The sequence below is a fragment of the Pseudomonas sp. NY15463 genome, from assembly GCF_048068415.1.
Lineage (GTDB): Bacteria > Pseudomonadota > Gammaproteobacteria > Pseudomonadales > Pseudomonadaceae > Aquipseudomonas > Aquipseudomonas mosselii_C.
Genome location: NZ_JBLUQD010000009.1, coordinates 59793 through 80039, shown reverse-complemented (window position 1 = coordinate 80039; position 20247 = coordinate 59793). Strand labels below are relative to the sequence as shown.

The following is a 20247-nucleotide window of genomic DNA, read 5'->3' as shown; positions in this document are numbered from 1 at the left end:
CGCGACAGGCCCCTGACCGCCTCACATTACCTGGGAGCAATCATGGCCACTCGCCAACTCAGCCTCGGTGCCTTCCTCATGGCCACCGGGCACCACGTCGCCGCCTGGCGCCACCCGGACGTGCCGGCCGATCCGCTGGACTTCGCTACCTACCGCCGCGCGGCGCAGATCGCCGAGAACGCCTGCTTCGATGCCTTGTTCGTCGCCGACAGCGTCGCCGCTCCCAGCGATGCCCTGGCCAGCCACAGCGCCCGCTCGGTGTACTTCGAACCGCTCACCTTGTTGTCGGCGCTGAGCGCGGTGACCGAGCGCATCGGCCTGATCGCCACCGCCACCACCAGCTACAACGAGCCGTACCACGTGGCACGCAAGTTCGCCTCACTCGATCATCTGTCGGGCGGGCGTGCGGGTTGGAACCTGGTGACCTCCGACGCCGCCGCCGAGGCCGGCAACTTTGGCCGCGACGGGCATATCGCGCATGCTCAGCGCTATGCCCGCGCCCGAGAGTTCCAGCAGGTGGTACAAGGGCTGTGGGACAGCTGGGCCGACGACGCCTTCCTGCGCGACAAGGTCGACGGACAGTTCCATCGGCCCGATGCTGTGCGTGCACTGGAACATGCCGGCGAGCATTTTCGGGTCAAGGGACCGCTGAACGTTGCGCGCTCGCCCCAGGGGCGACCAGTGCTGGTGCAGGCCGGCTCCTCCGAGACAGGTCGGGAGCTGGCTGCCGAGAGCGCCGAAGTGGTGTTCACGGCACAACCCTCGCTGGCCGCTGCACAGGCGTTTTACGCCGATCTCAAAGGCCGCCTGGCTCGCCATGGCCGCAGCGAGGATGACCTGAAGATCATGCCCGGTGTGTACGTGGTTGTCGGGCACACCGAGGCCCAAGCCCAGGACAAGGCCGAGCAGTTCCAACGCCTGGTGGAGCCGCGCGTAGGTGTCGCGCTGCTGGGCCGCATGCTCGGCAACTTCGACCTGTCCGGCTACCCGCTGGACGGCCCGCTGCCTGAACTGCCACCCACCGAGGACGGCCAGCGCAGCCGCCAGCAGTTGCTGACCGAGTTGGCCGGTAGCGAGCGCCTGACCCTGGCCGAGCTGGGCCAACGCATCGCCGGTGGCCGCGGGCACTTCAGCCTGGTCGGCACCCCGGCGCAGATCGCCGATCAGTTGCAGGCCTGGTTCGAAGGCCGCGCCGCCGATGGTTTCAACATCCTGGTGCCGCACCTGCCGCAAGGGCTGGAGGATTTCGCCGAGCTGGTGGTGCCCGAACTGCAACGCCGTGGGCTGTTCCGCACCCAGTACCAGGGCCGCACCCTGCGTGAGCACCTGGGCCTGCGCCGTCCCGCCAATCCTCACTTCGAACGAGAGCACCCATGACCTACCTTGCCAACCCCGAGCGCTACGCGCGCATGCCTTATCGCCGAGTCGGCCGCAGCGGCCTGGTGCTGCCGGCCCTGTCGCTGGGCCTGTGGCACAACTTCGGCGACGCCACCCCCATCGACACCCAGCGCGCTCTGCTGCGCACCGCCTTCGACGTCGGCATCAACCATTTCGACCTGGCCAACAACTACGGGCCGCCCTACGGCAGCGCCGAGATCAACTTCGGCCGCCTGCTGCGCGAAGACCTGCGCGCCTACCGCGACGAGCTGATTATTTCCAGCAAGGCCGGCTGGGATATGTGGCCAGGGCCGTACGGGCAGGGCGGCAGCTCGCGCAAGTATCTGCACGCCAGCCTCGACCAGAGCCTCAAGCGCCTGGATTTGGACTACGTCGATATCTTCTACTCGCACCGATTCGACCCCGACACGCCACTGGAAGAAACCGCCATCGCCCTGGCCGACATCGTGCGCCAGGGCAAGGCGTTGTACATCGGCATATCCTCGTACTCAGCGGGCAAGACCCAGGAAATCGCGGCGTTGCTGAATGAGTTGAAGGTGCCACTGCTGATCCACCAGCCGTCCTACAACCTGTTCAACCGCTGGATCGAAGGCGCACTGCTGGATACCACCGAGCAGGCCGGTGTCGGGGTGATCGTGTTCACCGCCTTGGCCCAGGGCCTGCTCAGCGACAAGTACCTCGACGGCATACCGGCCGATGCCCGGGTCAACCGTGCGGGGGGTGCTTCGCTACTGCCGGAGCACTTGAGCGAGGCCAACCTGGCGCGCGCTCGGGCACTCAACGAGATCGCCCGACGTCGCGGCCAAAGCTTGGCCCAGCTGGCCCTGGCCTGGACTCTGCGTGACAGCCGGGTGACCTCGGCGCTGATCGGTGCCAGTCGGCCCGAGCAGATCATCGAGAACGTCGCGGCCTTGGACAACCTTACTTTTACCGCCGAGGAACTGGCCGAAATCGACCAGCATGCCGTGGAGGGTGGGATCAACCTCTGGGAAAAACCCTCGACCGACTGGAAGGAGTAAGTCATGGCCTTGATACGCTTCACCGCGCTGTTGCTGGCGGTGCTCGCCGGCAGCGTCCAGGCGGCCGACCCGGCCAGCCTGCGCATCGGCTACCAGAAAGGCTCGATCAGCCTGGTGCTGGCCAAGCAGCACCGCTTGCTGGAACAGCGTTTCGCCAACACGCGGGTTGAGTGGATTGAGTTCCCTGCCGGCCCGCAGATGCTTGAAGCCTTGAACATCGGTAGCCTGGACATCGGCTCAACCGGCGATATCCCGCCGATCTTCGCCCAGGCAGCGGGGGCCGACCTGTTGTACATTGGCGCCGAACCGCCCAAGCCCCAGGCTGAAGTGATTCTGGTGCCCAAGAGCAGCCCGATCACCACGGTTGCTGCGCTCAAAGGCAAGCGCATTGCTCTGCAGAAGGGTTCCAGTGCCCACAACCTGGTGCTGCGGGCGCTGGCCAAGGCTGGCTTGAGCATCCGCGATGTGCAGCCGGTGTACCTGGCCCCGGCCGATGCCAGGGCGGCGTTCGAGCGCGGCAGCGTGGATGCCTGGGCGATCTGGGACCCGTTCTATTCGGCCATCGATTTGGAGGGCAAGGCGCGCCTGCTGGCGGACGGGCAGGGGCTTGGCCTGATCGGGCCTTTCATGCTCGGCGCGCGCCCTTACGTGCAGGCCAACCCGCAGTTTGTGGTGCAACTGCTGGATGAAATCAGCCGCGCCGAAGCGCTCACCCGTAGCGACGAGGCCGGCAGCATTCGCACCCTGGCGGCGTTCATGGGCTTGCCCGAGGCGGTGGTGCAGCGCAGCTTCAGCCACCGTCCGGCATCGCCGGTGCTGCTGGTGAGCGACGAGATCGTCGCGGCCCAGCAGCAGACGGCGCAGTTGTTCCTCGACAACAAGCTGTTGCCCAAGCCTGTGGATGTGGCCGCAGCGGTGTGGCGCAGGCCGCTGAAGTAATCCCGCGTGCTTGATGCGCGTAACGCCTGCGTCAGGCGGGCACCATCGCAAAGCCCACGCCAAACCGGTTCCAGGCATTGATGGTGGCAATCGCCAGGGTCAGGTTGACGGCCTCTTTCTCGGTGAAATGCTCAAGCACTGCGGCGTACTCAGGTTGCGGTGCGCCACGCTCAGGCAGGCGGGTGAGGCTCTCCAACCAGGCCAGGGCTGCGCACTCGCGCGCACTGAAGTAGCGGGTCTCGCGCCACACGCTCAGGGTTTGCAGGCGCGCTTCGGTTTCGCCGGCCTTGCGCGCATCGTTGGCGTGCAGGTTTATGCAGTAGGCACAGCCGTTGATCTGCGAGGCGCGCAGGCGCACCAGTTCGAGCAGCGAGTGCTCAAGGCCCGAGGCCAACAAGGCCTGCTCAAGGCCGATCATCGCCTTGTAGGCTTCAGGGGCGTGCTTGGCCCATTCGATACGTTCGTGCATGGCATCTCTCCGACAGGTTCAGGGATGGCGCTACCTTAGCGGCAGCGCGGCCCAGGCCGAATAGCCAATCCTGCGCTTTGCCAGGAGGCCAATGGCGTATTCAGGTGGCCACTGGGAGGCATCCAATCTCTTCATTTCTGCCCAGGCGGTGCAGTCGGGATAATGGCCGGGTCTTTTACCGAGTACCCGACTCATGTCCCAAGAAGCATTCATGCGCCAAGCCCTCGACCTTGCCCGCGCCAACATCCATGCCGGAGGTCGGCCGTTTGGCGCCGTGCTGGTGTATCAGGGGCAAGTGATCGCCCGCGCCGTCAACCAGATCCACAGCACCCAGGATCCGACCGCCCACGCCGAGCTGCAAGCCATCCGTCAGGCTGCTCAGGTGCTGGGTCGGCCACGCCTGGACGGTGCCGAGATCTACGCCAGCGGCCATCCGTGTCCAATGTGCCTGGCCGCTATGCACCTGTGCGGCATCGAGCGCGCCTGGTTCGCCTACGATAACAGCGAAGGCGAACCCTATGGCCTGTCCACCGCTGCCGTGTATGCGCAGATGGCCCGCCCGCCGCAACAGCAGAGCCTGACCCTGCGGGCGCTCAAGCCCGTCGGTGAAGACGGCTTGTACCGTGAGTGGCAGCAGGCCAGCCAAGCATGAGTGCGGCGTTGAACCTGTTGCTGGTGATGCTGCTGGCAATCAACCTGCGGCCGATCCTCACCAGTATCGGCCCGCTACTCGAACCGATGCGCCAGAGCACCGGCCTTGGCTACCAGCAGGCAGCACTGCTGACAGCGTTGCCGGTGTTGTGCATGGGCTTGGTGCCGCTGTTGCAGCCTTGGCTACGGCGCTGGCTCAGCGAACACGCCGGTATGCTTGCCGGGCTGTGCGCAATTGCCCTGGCCTGTGTGTGGCGCCTACAACTGGATAGCGCCTGGGCTTTGATTGCCAGTGCAGTGCTGGCCGGCCTTGGGGTCGCGGTGGTGCAGGGCATGATGCCGGGCTTGGTCAATCGTTGGTTCCCGGGCCGGCTGGCCGCCGCGATGGGCCTGTATTCGGCGGCCTTGATGAGCGGCGGCGGACTGGCGGCGGTGCTGGGCCCGGCGATCACCGCGCGGGCCGGACTCTGGCAGGTAGGGCTTGGGGTGTGGGCATTACCCGCGCTGTTGGCCCTGCTGGCTTGGATCGCCTGGCGACCTCGCCAGCCTGCACCTGGCCTGGCCAGCGCATCGGGCGGGCGCTGGTTCGGCAATCGCCGGGCGTGGTTGCTGGCGCTGTACTTCGGACTGATTAACGGCGGCTACACCAGCATGGTGGCCTGGCTACCGGCCTATCACATGGAGCACGGCGGCACTGCCCAGGGCGGCGGCCAGATGGTGGGCCTGATGACCATCTTCCAAGTGGCGGGGGCTGTGGGGCTGCCGCTGCTGCTGCGCAAGCGGCTGGACCGACGGCCCGGCCTGTGGCTGGCACTGCTGGTCCAGTTGTGCGGTTTCACCGGCCTGCTACTGGCACCGACCAGCGCCATGGGGCTTTGGGTGGCGATGATCGGCTTGGGTCTAGGGGCTTGCTTCAGCCTCAGCCTGACCTTGACCCTCGAACATGTGCGCAGCCCCGCCGAGGCTGGAAGCCTGGCGGCCTTCGTACAGGGGGTAGGGTTCATCATCACCGGCATCGTGCCTTACATCACCGGTTGGTTGCGCGATGTCAGCGGTGATTTTCAAGCCTCCTGGACCCTGCTGGCCTGCACGGTGTTGGCCATGCTGCTGGTCACCGTGCGTTTCGCCCCGGACGGTTATCGGCGGGCGATCAACCTCGCAGCGGTCAACTGAGGCGCTGCAAGGTATCGGCGACCCGGTCCAGCGCCGGGTCGATGTCCAGCAGCTCGATGGCGCCGAAGCCCAGCAGCAAGCCAGGGCGCACCGGCGCGTGGCTGAAGAACGGCGCCAGTGAGTAAAGCCCGACCTCGACCTTGCGCGCCAGGTTGATCAAAAGCTCCACATCCACCCCAGGCCTGGCCAGTGCGCTCAGGTGAAAACCGGCGCTGGCTGGCACGGCGTCGAACCAAGGTGCCAGGTCACCCGTCAGGCGCGCCAGGATACGCTCGCGCCGCGCGCTGTAGACCTCGTGGCAGCGGCGGATATGCCGATTCAGATGGCCTTCGGCGATGAATCGCGCCAGCGCCCACTGTTGCACGCTTGGGCTGTGCCAGTCGGTCAAGTGCTTGGCCACGCAGGCCGCAGGCATCACTGCCGGTGGCAACACCGCGTAGCCCAGGCGCAGCTCGGGCAGCAGGGTCTTGGAGAACGTGCCGACGTAGGCCACCAGGCCGTGCCGGTCCAGGCGCTGCAAGGCCTCGGCCGCAGGGCCTGCATAACGGAACTCGCAGTCGTAGTCGTCTTCGATCACTAGCGCGCCCAGCTCGGCGGCCCGCGCCAATAGGGCCTGGCGGCGTGGCGTGCTCATGGGCATGCCCAGGGGGAACTGGTGCGAGGGAGTGACATAGATCAGCCGGGTGCCCGCTTCGATCTGTTCCACGCACAGCCCTTCGGCGTCCACCGGTACCGACTGCAGGTGTGCCCCAAGGGCCAGGAACAGCTGGCGTGCCGGTGGGTAGCCGGGGTCTTCCATGGCCACCTTGCAGCCGGGCTCGACCAGCACCCGGGCGATCAAGTCCAAAGCCTGCTGGGCGCCGTTGCACACCAATACATCGCTGGCTGTGCAGTGCACTCCGCGCGCGTAGGCAATGTGGTGGGCGATGGCCTCGCGCAGTTCGAGCAGGCCTTGGGGGGCGAAATGGCGGTCGGGGTGGCGCTGGCTGCGGCGCAGGCCATAGAGCAGGCATGTGCGCCACTGGTCGAAGGGGAACTGAGCCTTGCTTGAAGCGCCGCCAATAAAATCGTAGCGCGAGGGGGCGTCCAGGGCGCGACGACCCAACACCGTGGCGCGCTGCTGCCAGCGCTTGAGGCTGTCAGCGGCGGCCAGTGCAATGGCTTGAGGCTCCTCGGCGTGCACGGGGCGACGCGGGGTAATGAAGGTGCCACGTCCTACCACGCCGCTGAGCAGGTTTTCGTAGGTCAGGCGTGAATAGGCTTCGGCTACGGTCTTGCGCGAGACGCCCAGTTGCTCGGCGAGCAGGCGAGTCGGGGGCAATTGGGTACCGGCGGCCAGGTGGCCACTGTCGATACCGGCGCGCAATTGCTGATAGAGCTGGTTGGCAAGGCCTTTGCGGCCTTCGAGGCGTATGTGCAGTTCCATGAGCGAATCCGGGAGCGCTGGAGTCTGCAAGCTTCACGTGTCGAGCGCAGGGCCGCAAGTCCATCTGTCACGCAGGCCTCAGAGACGCGCAGTACTGATGGTGATGTAGCCTTTTTCTGGCAAGGCGATGCGAATCACGGTTTCGTTTTCGGCGCTGTTGGGTTTCTGACGAATCCGTACGCCCTCGATGGCCGCCTCGCGCATGTGGCATTCGATGGCACGTCCTCTGGCGTCGAACAGTACGGCGCTGGCCTGTAGCTCGACTTGCTCGATGAGCATGCGGGTCGGCTCGTCGGTTGCGCAGAAAAAGCGTACTCCCGACAGGTTCGGGTTGTCGTCGGGGTTGCTGATGTCATGGGCCAGCAGTTGGCGCAGGGTAGTGCGTAAGGCGGCGATAGGGCGGGCGTGTCTGGGCATGGCAGGGCCTCATGGTTGGGCTACGACATCCAGGTCCGATGATGGCGGGCTGAAGGGGGCGGTAAAAAGCAGGCCGCCTCCGACACCGCTGTAGGAAGCTTCGCAAATTACTGGATGCCCAGGGTATCGCCCTTGACCCGCATCAGAGTGATAGCATTGAGCCACTTGTCACAAGGAGCCGTGCCCGATGAACCTTGCCCCGATGCGCTGGCTGAGCCTGCCGTTGCTCGCGCTGTGCCTTGCCATATCCTCAGCCCAGGCGGCCAATACCCCGTGTTCCGGTCGCAAGGGCGGGATTGCCGGATGCGACGGCGACACCTTTTTGTGCAACGACGGGTCGATCAGCGCTTCGAAAAAAAGCTGCAGCGCCGTATTCGCTGGGCGTTCGAACATCCAGCCGTTACGTGCCAGTGAGGGCGGGTGTGGCTGTGGCAGCGGCAACTATTGCACCGGCCCCCGGGGCGGGGTGTATTGCCTGACGCCCTCTGGTAACAAGAGCTACAAGCGGCGCTGATCCTGAGCGGTCGTCGCACTCAGGATGACATGCCCTTGATCAAGGCCCACAGCCGTGGGTCGTCGAAGTCCTCTATGACCAGTTGCGCCCCTGCACCGTGCAAGCGTTCGGCTGATTGGGTGGTGGCCAGCCCCACGGTAAAAATCCCTGCGCCGCTGGCAGCTTGCACGCCCGGCAGAGAGTCTTCGAATGCCAGGGCCTGTGCGGCCTCGGCCTTCAGGCGTTGCAGGCCGGTGAGGTAGGGCAGCGGGTCAGGCTTGGGCCGCGCCAGTTCATCAGCGACCAGCACATGCTCGAAGCACGCCTCGATGCCCATGGCGCCGAGCATGTGCTCGGCATTCAGGCGTGGTGCGTTGGTGACCACGCACGTGCCGATCGCGTGCTGACGGGCATGCTCCAGCAGGCGCAGAAGGCCGGGTAAAGGCTTGAGCGTGGGTGACAGCTCGCGAAACAGTGCTTCCTTACGCTCGGCCAGGGCCTGGCGTTGCTGGGCGTCGGCTTGCGGAAACAACTCGGCGAACAGCAAACCGTTGGAGCGGCCGCTGACCTGGGTATTGAACTGTGCCTGGGTCAGTCCGCGCCCGTCGTAGTCATGCAGCAGCTTGCGGAAAGCTTGCAGATGAAGGGTGTCGGTGTCCGTGAGGGTTCCGTCGAGGTCGAACAGCAAGGCGGTAAGCATTGGGCATCCTGGCAGGAGAAACAATTCAGCAGCCATCATAGCCGAGTCTGGCGACGAAGGGGGCTGTTCAGTGTACGCCGAAAAGAGTACAAATGTACTCCATGGACATTTTACCTCCCAAACGCCGCGCCATCCTGGCGTTCATCCGCGAGCGCATCACCGATCAAGGCCAGCCACCGTCGCTGGCCGATATCGCCGAGCGCTTCGGTTTCGCTTCGCGCAGCGTGGCGCGCAAACACATCACGGCCCTGTGTCAGGCGGGCTACATCGACGTCACCCCGAATCAGGCACGCGGTATCCGCCTGGCCGAGCCTTTGCGCAGGCCCGAAATCCTCGAACTGCCGGTGCTTGGCCAAGTGGCGGCCGGTGCGCCCATCGGCCCTGACCTGGGCATCCACGAGCAACTGCTGCTCGATCCCAGCCTGTTCCGCCGCACGCCTGACTATCTGCTCAAGGTGCGCGGCGACTCGATGGTCGACGACGGCATCTTCGACGGTGATCTGGTCGGCATCCGCCAGCAAGGCGAGGCCCGCGATGGCCAGATCGTGGTCGCCAGGCTCGACGGCGAGGTCACCATCAAGCGCCTGCAACGCACTCGCGAAGGCTACCGGCTGCTACCACGCAATCCCCACTACCAACCCATCGACGTCGGTCCTGAACGCGAGTTTTTCATCGAAGGCGTGTTCTGCGGCCTGCTGAGGCGTGACTGATGGGCGCGGTAGTCGAACTCGACCGCCTGCTCGACCAGCGCCAGGTCTGGCGTGGGCGGCAAGTCCAGGCCCGCCCCCAGGGTTTGCAACCGAGCGGCCACCCGCTGTTGGACGAACGCCTGCCTGACGGTGGCTGGCCAGCAGCGGCATTGAGCGAGCTGCTTTTGGCCAGCCCCGGTGCTGGCGAGTTGCAGTTGCTGTGGCCAACCCTGGCGCGGCTCACCACGGCGGGCCAGCGCGTGGTTCTGGTGGCGCCGCCGTTCATCCCCTACGCACCGGCCTGGCAGGCAGCAGGGGTAGACCTGCGTTGGCTGGCCCAGGTCGATGCCAGCGCCGCAGATACACTATGGGCCGCCGAACAATGCCTGCGTTCGGGCAGTTGCGCGGCGGTGCTGTGCTGGCCGCAGCGGGCGAACGACCGCGCCCTGCGTCGCTTGCAGGTGGCTGCCGAGAGTGGGGCTGCGCTGGCCTTCGCCTGTCGTGGGCAACACGCGGCCAACAACCCGTCGCCAGCGGCCTTGCGTATCGCCATCGACACGCAACCGGCACAGTGGCGGGTGCTCAAATGCCGTGGCGGCCTGCCACCGTCCATGCCCATTCCCCGAGGCTGAGCATCATGCTCTGGGCCTGCATCGTGCTACCGCAGCTGGCGCTGGACAGCGTGCTGCGCGAGCGCGACGACCCTGATGCGCCGCTGGTGCTGATCCAGGGGCCGAGCCAACGCCGCGTGCTGCAGGCGGTCAACCCGGCAGCACGGCAGCTCGGGCTTCGCCCCGGGCAAACCCTCACAGCGGCTCGCGCCTTGGCCGATGGTTTTACCTGTGTCGAGGCCGAGCCTGCACGTATCGAGCAACTGCAACAGTTGCTGGCGGCCTGGGCCTACCGTTTCAGTGCCCAAGTCAGCGTGCATTACCCGCGCGCCCTGTTGCTGGAAGTGGGCGCTAGCCTGCAACTGTTCGGCCCCTGGCCTGCGTTCGAAGCGCGACTGCGCCACGAGTTGGCTGAGCTGGGATTGCGCCAGCGCATTGTATTGGCCAGCAACCCGGTCGCGGCGCGCGTGCTGGCCAACGCCCACGATGGTCTGGCCGTAACCGACCCCGAGGCCACGCACCAAGCCTTGCTTTCACTGCCCATCGAGCGTGCCGGCTTGCCCACCGAGGCCTGCGAGGCCTTCATTCGTATGGGACTGCGTCGGCTCGAACAGGTCATGCGATTGCCTAGGGAGGCGTTGGCGAGGCGTTTCAGCGCCCAGGTGCAGTTGCACTTGGATCAATTGTTCGGCCTGCGCAGCCTGGCTTTGGATTTTTACCAGCCGCCAGACCGTTTCGACGTGCGGCTTGAGCTGAATTTCGATGTCGAGTCGCACCAAGCGTTGTTGTTCCCGTTGCGCCGGCTGCTCAATGACCTGGCGGCTTTCCTTGCTGGCCGCGATTGTGGCGTGCAGCGCTTCGTGCTGTACCTGGAGCATGCCGAGGGCCCGGACACCTGCCTGCCGGTGGGTTTGCTGGCGGCTGAGCGCGAGGCGGCGATTCTGTTCGAACTGGCCCGTGGGCGGCTGGAGCCATTGCGCATCAAAGCACCCGTGCGCAACCTGCGCCTGGTGGCCGCCGACTTGCCGCCCTTCGTGCCGCAGCGCCAGGGGTTGTTCGATGCGCGCAGCCAGCAGGCGCAACCCTGGGAACAACTGCGCGAACGGCTGCGTGCACGGTTGGGGGACGAGGCGGTCAGTGGCCTGCGCGCCGAGGCGGACCACCGCCCGGAGTGCGCCTGGCAACTGACCGGGCAGGGCGGGCCCAGTGCCCTGAGCGTCACCCCGGGCAGTCGTCCGGGCTGGCTGCTCGCCGAGCCAGTGTCCCTGCCTGAAGCCGGCTTGCAACTGCTTGGCCCCGCCGAGCGCATCGAGTCGGGCTGGTGGGATGGCGGCGATGTGCGGCGTGACTACTACCGCATCCAGACCCGCGACGGCTTGCAGGGCTGGGCCTATCGCGACCTGGCGCAGCCCGGACCGCTGTGGTTGCAGGGCTGGTTCGCATGAGCGTACCGGGCTATGCCGAGCTGCACTGCCTGTCCAGCTTCAGCTTCCAGCGCGGCGCCTCCAGTGCCGATGAGCTGTTCCGACGTGCCCACGAGCAGGGCTATCAGGCCCTGGCGATCACCGACGAATGCACCTTAGCCGGCATCGTGCGGGCCTGGCAGGCGGCCAAGAGCCACGGGCTCAAACTGATCGTCGGCAGCGAAGTGCAGGTGGAGCAGGGCCCCAAGCTTGTGTTGCTGGTAGAGGATCTGGCCGGTTATCAGAACCTGTGCCGCTTGATCAACCTGGCCCGGCGCCGGACCGAGAAGGGACGTTACCAGTTAAAGATCGATGACCTGGCCGCTCATCATCACGGACTGTTGGCCTTGTGGGTGCCAGAGGCACAGCCCGATGTCAGCGCTGGGCAGCAGTTGCGCAGGCTGTTCGGTGAGCGCCTGTGGCTGGCCGTCCACCTGCATCGCGGCACCGACGACCGTGAGCGCCTGGCCACGTTGCAGGCCCTCGGCGCACGGCTCGATGTCCCCTTGGTGGCGTGTGGCGATGTGCACATGCACGCCCGTGGCCGCCGCGCCTTGCAAGACTGCATGACGGCCATTCGCGGCCATTGCAGCGTGGCCGAGGCGGGGCACTTATTGTTCGCCAATGGCGAGCGCCACTTGCGTACGCTGGAGCAACTGCAAGCGTTGTATCCTGCGCCGCTGCTTGCCGAAACCCTGACCATCGCTGCGCGTTGTCGCTTCGATCTGGGCGAGCTGGACTACCGTTACCCCCGCGAGTTGGTGCCTGAGGGGCATACCCCCGCGAGCTGGCTGCGTAGCCTGTGCGAACGGGGCCTGCCCGCACGCTGGCCGCAGGGGGCCAGCGACCAGGTGCACGCGTTGCTGGCCAAGGAACTGGCCTTGATCGAGGAGTTGGGCTACGAAAGTTATTTCCTGACCGTGCACGACATCGTCGCCTTCGCCCGTAGCCAGCGCATCCTGTGCCAGGGGCGAGGCTCAGCGGCCAATTCGGTGGTGTGCTTCGTGCTGGGCATTACCGAACTCGACCCCATGGCGCATCGCTTGCTGTTCGAGCGTTTTCTGTCACGCGAGCGCAACGAGCCGCCGGACATCGACGTGGATTTCGAACACCACCGCCGTGAAGAGGTGATCCAATACGTGTTTCGCCGTTACGGTCGCCACCGTGCGGCGCTGACGGCCGTGGTCAGTAGCTACCACGCTGCAGGGGCTGTGCGTGATGTGGCACGGGTGCTGGGGCTGCCTGCCGATCAGGTGGATGCCCTGGCCAAGTGCTGTGGCCGCTGGAGCGACCGTATCCCGGATGCCGAGCGTCTGGCTGAGGCCGGCTTCGATGCCCAGAGCCCTTCGCTGCGGCGCATCCTGGTGCTGGCGGCGCAGTTGATTGGTTTTCCCCGGCACCTTTCGCAGCACCCCGGCGGCTTCGTCATCTCCCACCAGCCGCTGCACGAACTGGTGCCGGTAGAGAACGCCGCGATGGCCGAGCGCACGGTGATCCAGTGGGACAAGGATGACCTGGACATGGTCGGGCTGCTCAAGGTCGATGTGCTGGCCCTGGGTATGCTCAGCGCCTTGCGTCGCTGCTTCGACCTGATGGCCTTGTACCGCGGGCGTGAGCTGAGCCTGGCGAGCATCCCCCAGGAAGACCCGGCCACCTACGCGATGATCAGCCGTGCCGAGACCATGGGGGTATTCCAGATCGAATCGCGTGCGCAGATGGCCATGCTGCCGCGCTTGCAGCCACGCACCTTCTACGACCTTGTAATCGAGGTGGCGATCGTGCGCCCAGGGCCGATCCAGGGTGACATGGTGCATCCGTATCTACGTCGGCGCATGAAGGTCGAGCCAGTCACTTATCCGTCGAAAAAACTCGAAGACGTGTTCGAGCGCACCTTGGGCGTGCCGTTGTTTCAGGAGCAGGTGATGGAGCTGGCCATGGTCGCCGCCGATTACAGCCCCGGCGAGGCCGATCAACTGCGCCGCAGCATGGCCGCCTGGAAGCGCCATGGTGGCCTGGAGCCGCATCGGTTGCGGCTGATCGACGGCATGCTGCGCAATGGGTACGAACGCGCTTTCGCCGAGCGCATCTTCGAGCAGATCAAGGGCTTTGGCAGTTATGGCTTCCCCGAGTCCCACGCCGCCAGCTTCGCCTTGCTGTGCTATGCCAGCAGTTGGTTGAAATGCCATGAACCGGCGATCTTCACCTGTGCCTTGGTCAATAGCTGGCCGATGGGCTTCTACAGCCCCGACCAGTTATTGCAGGAAGCGCGCCGCCAGGGTATCGAGGTGCGTCCGGTGGATGTGCAGCACAGTCACTGGGATTGCACCCTGGAACCTGTGGATGCGGGCGAGTTGGCCATTCGTCTTGGTTTGCGGCAGATCCGTGGTTTTGCCGAGGCCGATGCCCAGCGCCTGGTACAGGCCAGGGCGCAGCGGGCTTGGCGCGATGTGGCAGACCTGTGCCTAGGCGCTGCCCTGGATAGTCGCGCGTGTGCCATGCTCGCCGACGCTGGGGCATTGCGTGGGCTGGCCCGTGACCGGCACCAAGCGCGTTGGCAAGTGGCGGCGGTGCAGGCGCAACTGCCGTTGTTCGCGCAACTGGGGCCGGTGCCAGAGCCTGCGGTCGAACTGCCGGTGCCGAGCGTGGGCGAAGACGTGCTGGCCGACTACCAGAGCCTGGGCACCACGCTCGGGCCCCACCCCCTGACCTTGCTGCGCCCACGCCTGCGGGCACTGGGCTGTCGCAGTTCGGCAGAACTGGCCGGGTTGGAGGAGGGTGACCAGATTGCCGTGGCCGGCATCGTGGTCGGGCGTCAGCGCCCGCAGACCGCCAGTGGTGTAACGTTCGTAACCCTCGAAGACGAGCACGGCATGCTCAATGTGGTGGTCTGGCGTGAGCTGGCCGAGCGTCAGCGCCGGGCGCTGGTCGGTGCGCAGTTGCTCAAGGTGAGCGGGCGGCTGGAGCAGCAGAGCGGGGTGCGCCATCTGATTGCCCGGCGGCTGGAGGATGTCAGCGCGTTGTTGCAGGGCCTGGATGTGCGCAGCCGAGACTTCCATTGAGTCATTCGGCGCCTGGCACCGTTACACCCTCGCAGTCGCTGCGTGTTCGGACGCCCTGTGCCCGGGGGGCTCGCCCATGTACCACGTGCCTTGGCCGATGGCCGGAACCGCGAGATGCCCGCCAGATTCACGTATCGCATGCCATCTCCTGTGGATGGGCGTGTGAAAGCAGTACCTCAAGCAGCGCTTGGGCAGCTTTCGACAGTTTGTGGTCGGCCAGGGCGATCACGCCGATGCGCCGCTCCACGGTGGGGTCGGTGAGTGGTACGCAGCAGGCGCCGAGTTCGAGCATCTGTTCGATGCACAGCGCCGGTACGGCACTCACCCCCAGACCGCTGGCAACCATGCGCCCGACAGTCGCCAGCTGGTGGCTCTCGAACGCCACGGTGAGCTTGCCGTGCTCGGCGGCTACGTGCTGTTCGAGCAGCAGGCGCACAGCTGAGGGCCGTTGCAGCGCGACGAAGTCCTGGGCCAGCAGTTCTTGCCAGCGGACCTGGGGTTGCCGGGCCAGGGGCGAGTCGGCAGGCACCACGGCGACGAAACGGTCCATGTACAAGGGATGGAAAAGCAGCGCTTCGCAGCTGTCGGGCTCGAAGCCGATGCCCAGTTCGACGCGCCGATGGCGTACCAGTTCCAGGACCTGCTCGTTGATTACATCGTGCACGGTGACGTTGACCTTCGGGTAGCGCTGGCGGAACACCTTGAGCGCCTCGGGCAGCCGGTTGCCGGCGTAGGAGGGCATGGCGGCGACCGACACCCGGCCCAGTTGCAAGGTGAAGCGCTGGCGCAGCATCTCCTCGGTGTCATCCCAGTCGGCCAGCAGGCGCCGTGCCAGTGGCAGCAGCACCTCGCCTTCTGCGGTCAGGCTGACGCTGCGGGTGGTACGGGTAAGCAGGGCGCCGCCAAGATTGTCCTCCAGCGCCTTGATGGTCAGGCTCAAGGCTGGTTGCGAGACATGCAGCTGTTCGCCGGCTTGGGCAAAGCTTTGGTACTTGGCCACGGTGACGAAGGCACGCAACTGCTTGACGTTCATGAGGGGGTTGGCCTTTTGTTTTGGAAAATTTATCAATCAATGACGAAAACAAAATTAACAAATCAGTCGCCTGCGGTGAAGATGACTGCACGGTTCCAACAACGACAAAAGGCGACTGAGCATGGCCGGACTGGACAAGCGTGTAGCAACTTACGAAGAGGCCCTGGCAGGCCTGACCGACGGCATGACGGTGCTGGCCGGCGGCTTTGGCCTATGCGGCATCCCTGAAAATTTGATTGCCGAGATCAAGCGCCGTGGCGTCAAGGGCCTGACCGTGGTGTCGAACAACTGCGGCGTCGATGGCTTCGGCCTGGGCGTATTGCTCGAAGGCCGGCAGATTCGCAAGATGGTCGCCTCCTATGTTGGCGAAAACGCTGAGTTCGAACGCCAGTTGCTCAGTGGCGAGCTGGAAGTGGAACTGACCCCACAAGGTACCCTGGCCGAGAAAATGCGCGCTGGCGGCGCTGGCATCCCAGCCTTCTACACCGCTACCGGTTACGGCACTCCCGTGGCTGAGGGCAAGGAAGTGCGTGAGTTCAAAGGCCGCCAATACATCCTCGAAACATCCATCACCGGTGACTTCGCCATCGTCAAGGGCTGGAAGGCCGACCACTACGGCAATGTGGTGTACCGCAACACTGCGCAGAACTTCAACCCATTGGCGGCCACCGCCGGCAAGATCACCGTGGTCGAGGTCGAGGAAATCGTCGAGCCCGGTGTGCTGCTGCCCAGCGAGATCCACACCCCCGGCATCTTCGTCGACCGGGTGATCGTCGGCACCTTCGAAAAGCGCATCGAAAAGCGCACCGTCAAGGCCTGAGCGCCATCTTTCAGAACAACAAAGAGATCCTGACCATGGCACTGACCCGCGAACAGATGGCGCAACGCGTCGCCCGAGAACTGAAGGACGGCTACTACGTCAACCTTGGCATCGGTATCCCCACCTTGGTGGCCAACTACGTGCCTGCCGACATGGATGTGATGCTGCAATCGGAAAACGGACTGCTGGGCATGGGCGAGTTCCCCACCGAAGCCACCCTCGACGCCGACATGATCAACGCCGGCAAACAGACGGTCACCGCCCGCCGTGGCGCCTCGATCTTCGACTCGGCGCAGTCCTTCGCCATGATCCGTGGCGGGCATGTGGACCTAACCGTACTGGGCGCTTTCGAGGTGGACGTGGAAGGCAACATCGCCTCGTGGATGATCCCTGGCAAGCTGGTCAAGGGCATGGGCGGCGCCATGGATCTGGTGGCCGGCGCCGAGAACATCATCGTCACCATGACCCATGCCTCCAAGGACGGTGAGTCCAAGCTGCTGCCCAAGTGCAGCCTGCCATTGACCGGGGCCGGCTGCATTCGCAAGGTGCTGACCGACCTTGCCTACCTTGAGATCGAGAACGGTGCGTTCATCCTGCGCGAGACCGCGCCAGGAGTGAGCGTCGAGGAAATCATCGAAAAGACCGCCGGCAAGCTGATCGTGCCGGACGATGTGAAGGAAATGACCTTTTAAGCCGTATCCCTGATCCTGTGGGAGCGGGCTTGCCCGCGAATGCGTTGGTGAATTCACTGCCGCATTCGCGGGCAAGCCCGCTCCCACAGGGTTTTGCGTGTTTCAGTATTGCAAGACCTACAAAACCAATAAAAGGAAAACCCCGTGGCCGCTGATATTCAAGACAGCCGCTCCGCCCGCTTTGCCTTGCGCTGCTCCAACTGGGCCGAACGCTGGTTCCCCGATTCCTGGGTGTTCGCCGCCCTGGCCGTGGTGCTGGTGTGCCTGGGCGCCCTGATAATGGGCGCTAAGCCCACCGACACCGCCAAAGCCTTCGGTGACGGATTCTGGAGCCTGATTCCGTTCACCATGCAGATGGCCTTCGTGGTCATTGGCGGTTATGTAGTCGCCAGCTCGCCGCCTGCCGCTCGGCTAATCGACCGCCTGGCGCGGCTGCCAAAAAACGGCCGTTCGGCTGTGTGCTGGGTGGCGCTGATCTCGATGCTTGCCTCGTTGCTCAACTGGGGGCTGTCGCTGGTGTTCGGCGGTTTGCTGGTACGCGCCCTGGCCCGACGCACCGAGCTGAAAATGGACTACCGCGCCGCCGGTGCCGCCGCCTACCTGGGCTTGGGCGCGGTATGGGCGCTGGGGCTGTCGTCCTCGGCTGCGCAACTGCAGGCCAACCCGGCCAGCCTGCCGCCGTCGATCCTGTCGATCACAGGCGTGATCCCGTTCACCGAAACCATTTTTCTCTGGCAGTCGGGTGTGATGCTGGCCGCGCTGGTGATCGTCTCGCTGGTGGTCGCCTACGCCACCGCGCCGGGCCCCAGCAGCGCCCGTAGCGCCGAAGACTGCGGTGTCGACCCTAGTTTCAGCGCCCCGCCTGCGCCTCGGCGCACCCGCCCCGGCGAGTGGCTCGAATACAGCCCGATCCTGATCCTGTTGCTGGTCGCCTTGGCCGCCGGTTGGCTGTACCAGGAGTTTGCCACCAAGCCTGCGATCACTGCGATTTCCGGGCTGAACACCTACAACCTGTTGTTCATCATGCTCGGCGCCTTATTGCACTGGCGTCCACGCAGCTTTCTCGATGCCGTGGCCCGCGCCGTGCCCACCACCACTGGGGTGCTGATCCAGTTTCCGCTGTACGGCTCTATCGCGGCCATTCTTACCCAGGTCAAGGGTATCGACGGTGAGACGCTGGCCCACCATATCTCGTTGTTCTTCACTCAGATCGCGACTCACAACACGTACGCACTGCTGATGGGGGTGTACTCGGCGGTACTTGGCTTCTTCATCCCCTCAGGCGGCGGCAAGTGGATCATCGAGGCGCCCTACGTGATGCTGGTCGCCAATGACTTGCAGTACCACCTGGGGTGGGCGGTGCAGATCTACAACGCCGCCGAGGCGCTGCCGAACCTGATCAACCCGTTCTATATGCTGCCGCTGCTGGGCGTGCTGGGGCTCAAGGCGCGCGATCTGATTGGCTTCTCGTTCGTGCAATTGCTGGTACACGTGCCCTTGGTGCTGGTGCTGGTGCTGCTGTGGGCATTGGGCAACACGTTGCAGTACATCCCTCCGGTCATGCCTTGACCTCACGCCCGTACAAGCTTGCTCGTGCAGCCCGCTGCCGGTAAAAGTCTCCCTGATCAGATGCGCAAGGGGGATGGCATGATCGAGATCTCGCGGTTCTGGCGCGACCCGGCGTTGCCCTTCGTCGAGGCGCGCCGGGTAGGGGACGGGCGCCAGGTCTGCTACGCCGCCCACGCGCACGAAAGTTTTTCGATTGGCGTGATTACCGGAGGGCGTAGCACCTACCTGACGGGCGGCTCGCAGCACGAGGTCAGGGCAGGCACCACAGTGCTGATGAACCCTGGCGTGGTGCATACCTGCAACCCAATCCAGGGCGAGCCATGGTCCTACCTGATGCTGTTCGTCGACCTGGCATGGTTGCAGGCACTGCACTTCAAGCTGCCGCAGGCGACCATGAGTCCCGCACCGGGCCTGTACGCACATTTGCTCAACGTGTTCGCCGACTTGTTCGGCGAGCACGGTGCCGCTCTCAAGGCGCAGTCGCTGGTCGCGTTCTTCGACGCATTACCAGGGTATCTGGAGCCTGGCGGTGAACATCGGCATATGCCGCACCCACAATTGGACATGGCGGCAGCGTTCATCCGCGCGCATCGGCTTGACCCGCTGACGCTGGAGGATGTCTGCGCTGCGGTGGGGCTCTCGCGTGCGTACCTGATTCGCGCCTTCGGCAAACGTTTCGGGCTCACGCCGCATGGCTACCTGCTCGACCAGCGCGTGCAATATGCTCGGGCTCAACTGCGCCTTGGGCGCCCGATAGTCGAGGTCGCGCTGGAAGCCGGATTCGCCGATCAAGCGCATTTGCAGCGCGCCTTCAAGCGCCAATTGGCGACGACGCCTGGGCACTACCGCCAAGGCTGAGGGTGAATCGCCGCCGTTTCAGCCCAGTAGCAGATACCCCGCACTACCCACCAGCAACAGCGCCAATGCACGGTTGAACAGACGCAGCCGACGCGGTTGGTGCAGGTAGCTGCGGATCACACTGCCTGCCCAGGCCCAACTGGCGATCGACACGAAACAGATCGGCGCGTAGATCCAGGTGAACAGCCACAGTAATTGCTGCTCACCGCCGGTATAGGCGCCCACGCCAGCCACCGCCGCGAGCCAGGCCTTGGGGCTGAGCCACTGCATGGCTGCGCCGTGCCAGGCGCTGGGTGCCTGTTGCGTGGCGTCGCCTTGCAAGCGCCCATCATCGCTGGCCAGCTTCCAGGCCATGTACAGCAGGAACAACACGCCACCTCCGTGCAATAGCGTGCCAAGCAGCGGCCAGCGCAGCAGCAGTTCATGTACGCCAAGGCCAGTCAGCACCAGCAGCAGGCAAAAACCCAGGGTGGCGCCGGCAACGTGGCCGAGGCAGGCGCGCAGGCCGTGACGAGCGCCGCTGCCAAGGGCGACGATGTTGACCGGGCCGGGCGAAATGGAGGCAGCCAGCGCGAACGCCGCCATGGACAGGGACAAGCTCATTGGAAATTTCCTTTCAGGGTTCAAGACCACAGCATCCTGACGAGCGCCGACAGGCTGGGTATTGAAGGAAAATGCCCACAGCCCCTGTTACAGCTTTTGTAATAGTTTCTTGCTGTAACGAAAAGCTGCTTCGATTGTAGGATCACATTCCCTTTTTTCTATCCA

The 20247-nt window shown here is 64.9% G+C and carries 20 protein-coding genes and 1 pseudogene; 14 read left to right on the top strand and 7 right to left on the bottom strand.

Going from position 1 to position 20247, the window contains the following annotated elements:
• The first annotated feature begins 42 nt into the window (after positions 1 to 42).
• Genes ACNFIC_RS21745 through ACNFIC_RS21735 form a run of 3 tightly spaced genes read left to right on the top strand, consistent with a single transcriptional unit; the run spans position 43 to position 3356 of the window.
• A complete protein-coding gene (locus ACNFIC_RS21745) occupies positions 43 to 1377 on the top strand; it encodes an LLM class flavin-dependent oxidoreductase (protein ID WP_138217887.1) in 1335 nt (444 codons plus the stop codon).
• Entirely contained in the window at positions 1374 to 2417 is a 1044-nt protein-coding gene (mgrA, locus tag ACNFIC_RS21740; protein ID WP_416781959.1) for an L-glyceraldehyde 3-phosphate reductase, read from the top strand. Before ACNFIC_RS21745 ends, mgrA begins: the two co-directional genes overlap by 4 nt.
• A gap of 3 nt (positions 2418 to 2420) precedes the next feature.
• On the top strand, positions 2421 to 3356 hold the full coding sequence (locus ACNFIC_RS21735; protein ID WP_138217885.1) for an aliphatic sulfonate ABC transporter substrate-binding protein: 936 nt from the start codon (positions 2421 to 2423) through the stop codon (positions 3354 to 3356).
• A 31-nt stretch (positions 3357 to 3387) separates the two neighbouring features.
• On the opposite strand, the gene ACNFIC_RS21730 is transcribed toward ACNFIC_RS21735, so the two are convergent.
• Positions 3388 to 3825: a carboxymuconolactone decarboxylase family protein gene (locus tag ACNFIC_RS21730; RefSeq protein WP_138217884.1), complete on the bottom strand. Its 438-nt coding sequence runs from the start codon at positions 3823 to 3825 to the stop codon at positions 3388 to 3390.
• A gap of 193 nt (positions 3826 to 4018) precedes the next feature.
• On the opposite strand from ACNFIC_RS21730, the gene ACNFIC_RS21725 reads away from it, so the two are divergent.
• Both ACNFIC_RS21725 and ACNFIC_RS21720 read left to right on the top strand, forming a co-directional pair.
• Positions 4019 to 4477 (top strand): nucleoside deaminase, encoded by a 459-nt coding sequence (locus ACNFIC_RS21725; protein ID WP_138217883.1) that lies wholly within the window; start codon positions 4019 to 4021, stop codon positions 4475 to 4477.
• Positions 4474 to 5649 carry a cyanate transporter gene (locus tag ACNFIC_RS21720; RefSeq protein WP_138217882.1) on the top strand — a complete coding sequence of 392 codons (1176 nt, stop codon included), beginning with the start codon at positions 4474 to 4476 and terminating at the stop codon, positions 5647 to 5649. Before ACNFIC_RS21725 ends, ACNFIC_RS21720 begins: the two co-directional genes overlap by 4 nt.
• Here the strand turns inward: ACNFIC_RS21720 and ACNFIC_RS21715 are convergent.
• Together ACNFIC_RS21715 and ACNFIC_RS21710 are read right to left on the bottom strand one after the other, a co-directional pair.
• Positions 5642 to 7075, bottom strand: a complete 1434-nt coding sequence (locus ACNFIC_RS21715; RefSeq protein ID WP_138217881.1) for a PLP-dependent aminotransferase family protein — start codon at positions 7073 to 7075, stop codon at positions 5642 to 5644. The genes ACNFIC_RS21720 and ACNFIC_RS21715 overlap by 8 nt on opposite strands.
• Positions 7076 to 7153: 78 nt before the next feature.
• On the bottom strand, positions 7154 to 7492 hold the full coding sequence (locus tag ACNFIC_RS21710) for a hypothetical protein (protein ID WP_138217880.1): 339 nt from the start codon (positions 7490 to 7492) through the stop codon (positions 7154 to 7156).
• 187 nt (positions 7493 to 7679) lie between these two features.
• Here ACNFIC_RS21710 and ACNFIC_RS21705 point away from each other — a divergent pair, with 187 nt between their 5' ends.
• Complete coding sequence (locus tag ACNFIC_RS21705) at positions 7680 to 8006, top strand: hypothetical protein (protein WP_138217879.1); 327 nt, start codon at positions 7680 to 7682, stop codon at positions 8004 to 8006.
• 19 nt (positions 8007 to 8025) lie between these two features.
• Here ACNFIC_RS21705 and ACNFIC_RS21700 read toward each other — a convergent pair whose 3' ends face one another.
• Positions 8026 to 8685, bottom strand: a complete 660-nt coding sequence (locus tag ACNFIC_RS21700; RefSeq protein WP_416781955.1) for an HAD family hydrolase — start codon at positions 8683 to 8685, stop codon at positions 8026 to 8028.
• Between the two features lie 92 nt (positions 8686 to 8777).
• Here ACNFIC_RS21700 and lexA point away from each other — a divergent pair, with 92 nt between their 5' ends.
• Genes lexA through ACNFIC_RS21680 form a run of 4 tightly spaced genes read left to right on the top strand, consistent with a single transcriptional unit; the run spans position 8778 to position 14507 of the window.
• On the top strand, positions 8778 to 9395 hold the full coding sequence (gene lexA / locus ACNFIC_RS21695) for a transcriptional repressor LexA (protein ID WP_416781953.1): 618 nt from the start codon (positions 8778 to 8780) through the stop codon (positions 9393 to 9395).
• A complete protein-coding gene (gene imuA / locus ACNFIC_RS21690; RefSeq protein WP_416781952.1) occupies positions 9395 to 10006 on the top strand; it encodes a translesion DNA synthesis-associated protein ImuA in 612 nt (203 codons plus the stop codon). The genes lexA and imuA overlap by 1 nt, the downstream gene beginning before the upstream one ends.
• 5 nt (positions 10007 to 10011) lie before the next feature.
• Positions 10012 to 11430 (top strand): Y-family DNA polymerase, encoded by a 1419-nt coding sequence (locus tag ACNFIC_RS21685; protein ID WP_416781951.1) that lies wholly within the window; start codon positions 10012 to 10014, stop codon positions 11428 to 11430.
• Positions 11427 to 14507 carry an error-prone DNA polymerase gene (locus tag ACNFIC_RS21680; RefSeq protein WP_416781949.1) on the top strand — a complete coding sequence of 1027 codons (3081 nt, stop codon included), beginning with the start codon at positions 11427 to 11429 and terminating at the stop codon, positions 14505 to 14507. Before ACNFIC_RS21685 ends, ACNFIC_RS21680 begins: the two co-directional genes overlap by 4 nt.
• 36 nt (positions 14508 to 14543) lie before the next feature.
• On the opposite strand, the pseudogene ACNFIC_RS21675 reads toward ACNFIC_RS21680, so the two are convergent.
• Both ACNFIC_RS21675 and ACNFIC_RS21670 read right to left on the bottom strand, forming a co-directional pair.
• Positions 14544 to 14647, bottom strand: a pseudogene (locus tag ACNFIC_RS21675) (aldo/keto reductase); the annotation flags it as partial.
• Entirely contained in the window at positions 14635 to 15540 is a 906-nt protein-coding gene (locus tag ACNFIC_RS21670) for a LysR family transcriptional regulator (protein ID WP_138217873.1), read from the bottom strand. The gene ACNFIC_RS21670 and the pseudogene ACNFIC_RS21675, both read right to left, overlap by 13 nt.
• Positions 15541 to 15661: 121 nt before the next feature.
• Between ACNFIC_RS21670 and ACNFIC_RS21665 the strand changes: the two genes are divergently transcribed.
• The 4 genes from ACNFIC_RS21665 to ACNFIC_RS21650 all read left to right on the top strand — a co-directional run bounded on the left by ACNFIC_RS21665 (position 15662) and on the right by ACNFIC_RS21650 (position 19479).
• Entirely contained in the window at positions 15662 to 16360 is a 699-nt protein-coding gene (locus ACNFIC_RS21665; RefSeq protein WP_138217872.1) for a CoA transferase subunit A, read from the top strand.
• 35 nt (positions 16361 to 16395) lie between these two features.
• Positions 16396 to 17052 (top strand): CoA transferase subunit B, encoded by a 657-nt coding sequence (locus tag ACNFIC_RS21660; protein WP_138217871.1) that lies wholly within the window; start codon positions 16396 to 16398, stop codon positions 17050 to 17052.
• A 144-nt stretch (positions 17053 to 17196) separates the two neighbouring features.
• On the top strand, positions 17197 to 18621 hold the full coding sequence (locus ACNFIC_RS21655) for a short-chain fatty acid transporter (RefSeq protein ID WP_416781948.1): 1425 nt from the start codon (positions 17197 to 17199) through the stop codon (positions 18619 to 18621).
• A 78-nt stretch (positions 18622 to 18699) separates the two neighbouring features.
• Positions 18700 to 19479, top strand: a complete 780-nt coding sequence (locus ACNFIC_RS21650; protein WP_416781947.1) for an AraC family transcriptional regulator — start codon at positions 18700 to 18702, stop codon at positions 19477 to 19479.
• Between the two features lie 18 nt (positions 19480 to 19497).
• On the opposite strand, the gene ACNFIC_RS21645 is transcribed toward ACNFIC_RS21650, so the two are convergent.
• Positions 19498 to 20082, bottom strand: coding sequence for a LysE family translocator (locus ACNFIC_RS21645; RefSeq protein ID WP_138217868.1), 585 nt, complete (start codon positions 20080 to 20082; stop codon positions 19498 to 19500).
• Positions 20083 to 20247: the final 165 nt, after the last annotated feature.

Bases quoted from the DNA above. Each gene is read 5' to 3' on its own strand.
- ACNFIC_RS21710 (WP_138217880.1), bottom strand. From the start codon at position 7,492: ATGCCCAGACACGCCCGCCCTATCGCCGCCTTACGCACTACCCTGCGC.
- imuA (WP_416781952.1), top strand. From the start codon at position 9,395: ATGGGCGCGGTAGTCGAACTCGACCGCCTGCTCGACCAGCGCCAGGTC.
- ACNFIC_RS21720 (WP_138217882.1), top strand. From the start codon at position 4,474: ATGAGTGCGGCGTTGAACCTGTTGCTGGTGATGCTGCTGGCAATCAAC.
- ACNFIC_RS21685 (WP_416781951.1), top strand. From the start codon at position 10,012: ATGCTCTGGGCCTGCATCGTGCTACCGCAGCTGGCGCTGGACAGCGTG.
- ACNFIC_RS21715 (WP_138217881.1), bottom strand. From the start codon at position 7,075: ATGGAACTGCACATACGCCTCGAAGGCCGCAAAGGCCTTGCCAACCAG.
- ACNFIC_RS21745 (WP_138217887.1), top strand. From the start codon at position 43: ATGGCCACTCGCCAACTCAGCCTCGGTGCCTTCCTCATGGCCACCGGG.
- ACNFIC_RS21700 (WP_416781955.1), bottom strand. From the start codon at position 8,685: ATGCTTACCGCCTTGCTGTTCGACCTCGACGGAACCCTCACGGACACC.
- lexA (WP_416781953.1), top strand. From the start codon at position 8,778: ATGTACTCCATGGACATTTTACCTCCCAAACGCCGCGCCATCCTGGCG.
- ACNFIC_RS21725 (WP_138217883.1), top strand. From the start codon at position 4,019: ATGTCCCAAGAAGCATTCATGCGCCAAGCCCTCGACCTTGCCCGCGCC.
- ACNFIC_RS21645 (WP_138217868.1), bottom strand. From the start codon at position 20,082: ATGAGCTTGTCCCTGTCCATGGCGGCGTTCGCGCTGGCTGCCTCCATT.
- ACNFIC_RS21650 (WP_416781947.1), top strand. From the start codon at position 18,700: ATGATCGAGATCTCGCGGTTCTGGCGCGACCCGGCGTTGCCCTTCGTC.
- ACNFIC_RS21705 (WP_138217879.1), top strand. From the start codon at position 7,680: ATGAACCTTGCCCCGATGCGCTGGCTGAGCCTGCCGTTGCTCGCGCTG.
- ACNFIC_RS21660 (WP_138217871.1), top strand. From the start codon at position 16,396: ATGGCACTGACCCGCGAACAGATGGCGCAACGCGTCGCCCGAGAACTG.
- mgrA (WP_416781959.1), top strand. From the start codon at position 1,374: ATGACCTACCTTGCCAACCCCGAGCGCTACGCGCGCATGCCTTATCGC.
- ACNFIC_RS21735 (WP_138217885.1), top strand. From the start codon at position 2,421: ATGGCCTTGATACGCTTCACCGCGCTGTTGCTGGCGGTGCTCGCCGGC.
- ACNFIC_RS21680 (WP_416781949.1), top strand. From the start codon at position 11,427: ATGAGCGTACCGGGCTATGCCGAGCTGCACTGCCTGTCCAGCTTCAGC.
- ACNFIC_RS21670 (WP_138217873.1), bottom strand. From the start codon at position 15,540: ATGAACGTCAAGCAGTTGCGTGCCTTCGTCACCGTGGCCAAGTACCAA.
- ACNFIC_RS21730 (WP_138217884.1), bottom strand. From the start codon at position 3,825: ATGCACGAACGTATCGAATGGGCCAAGCACGCCCCTGAAGCCTACAAG.
- ACNFIC_RS21665 (WP_138217872.1), top strand. From the start codon at position 15,662: ATGGCCGGACTGGACAAGCGTGTAGCAACTTACGAAGAGGCCCTGGCA.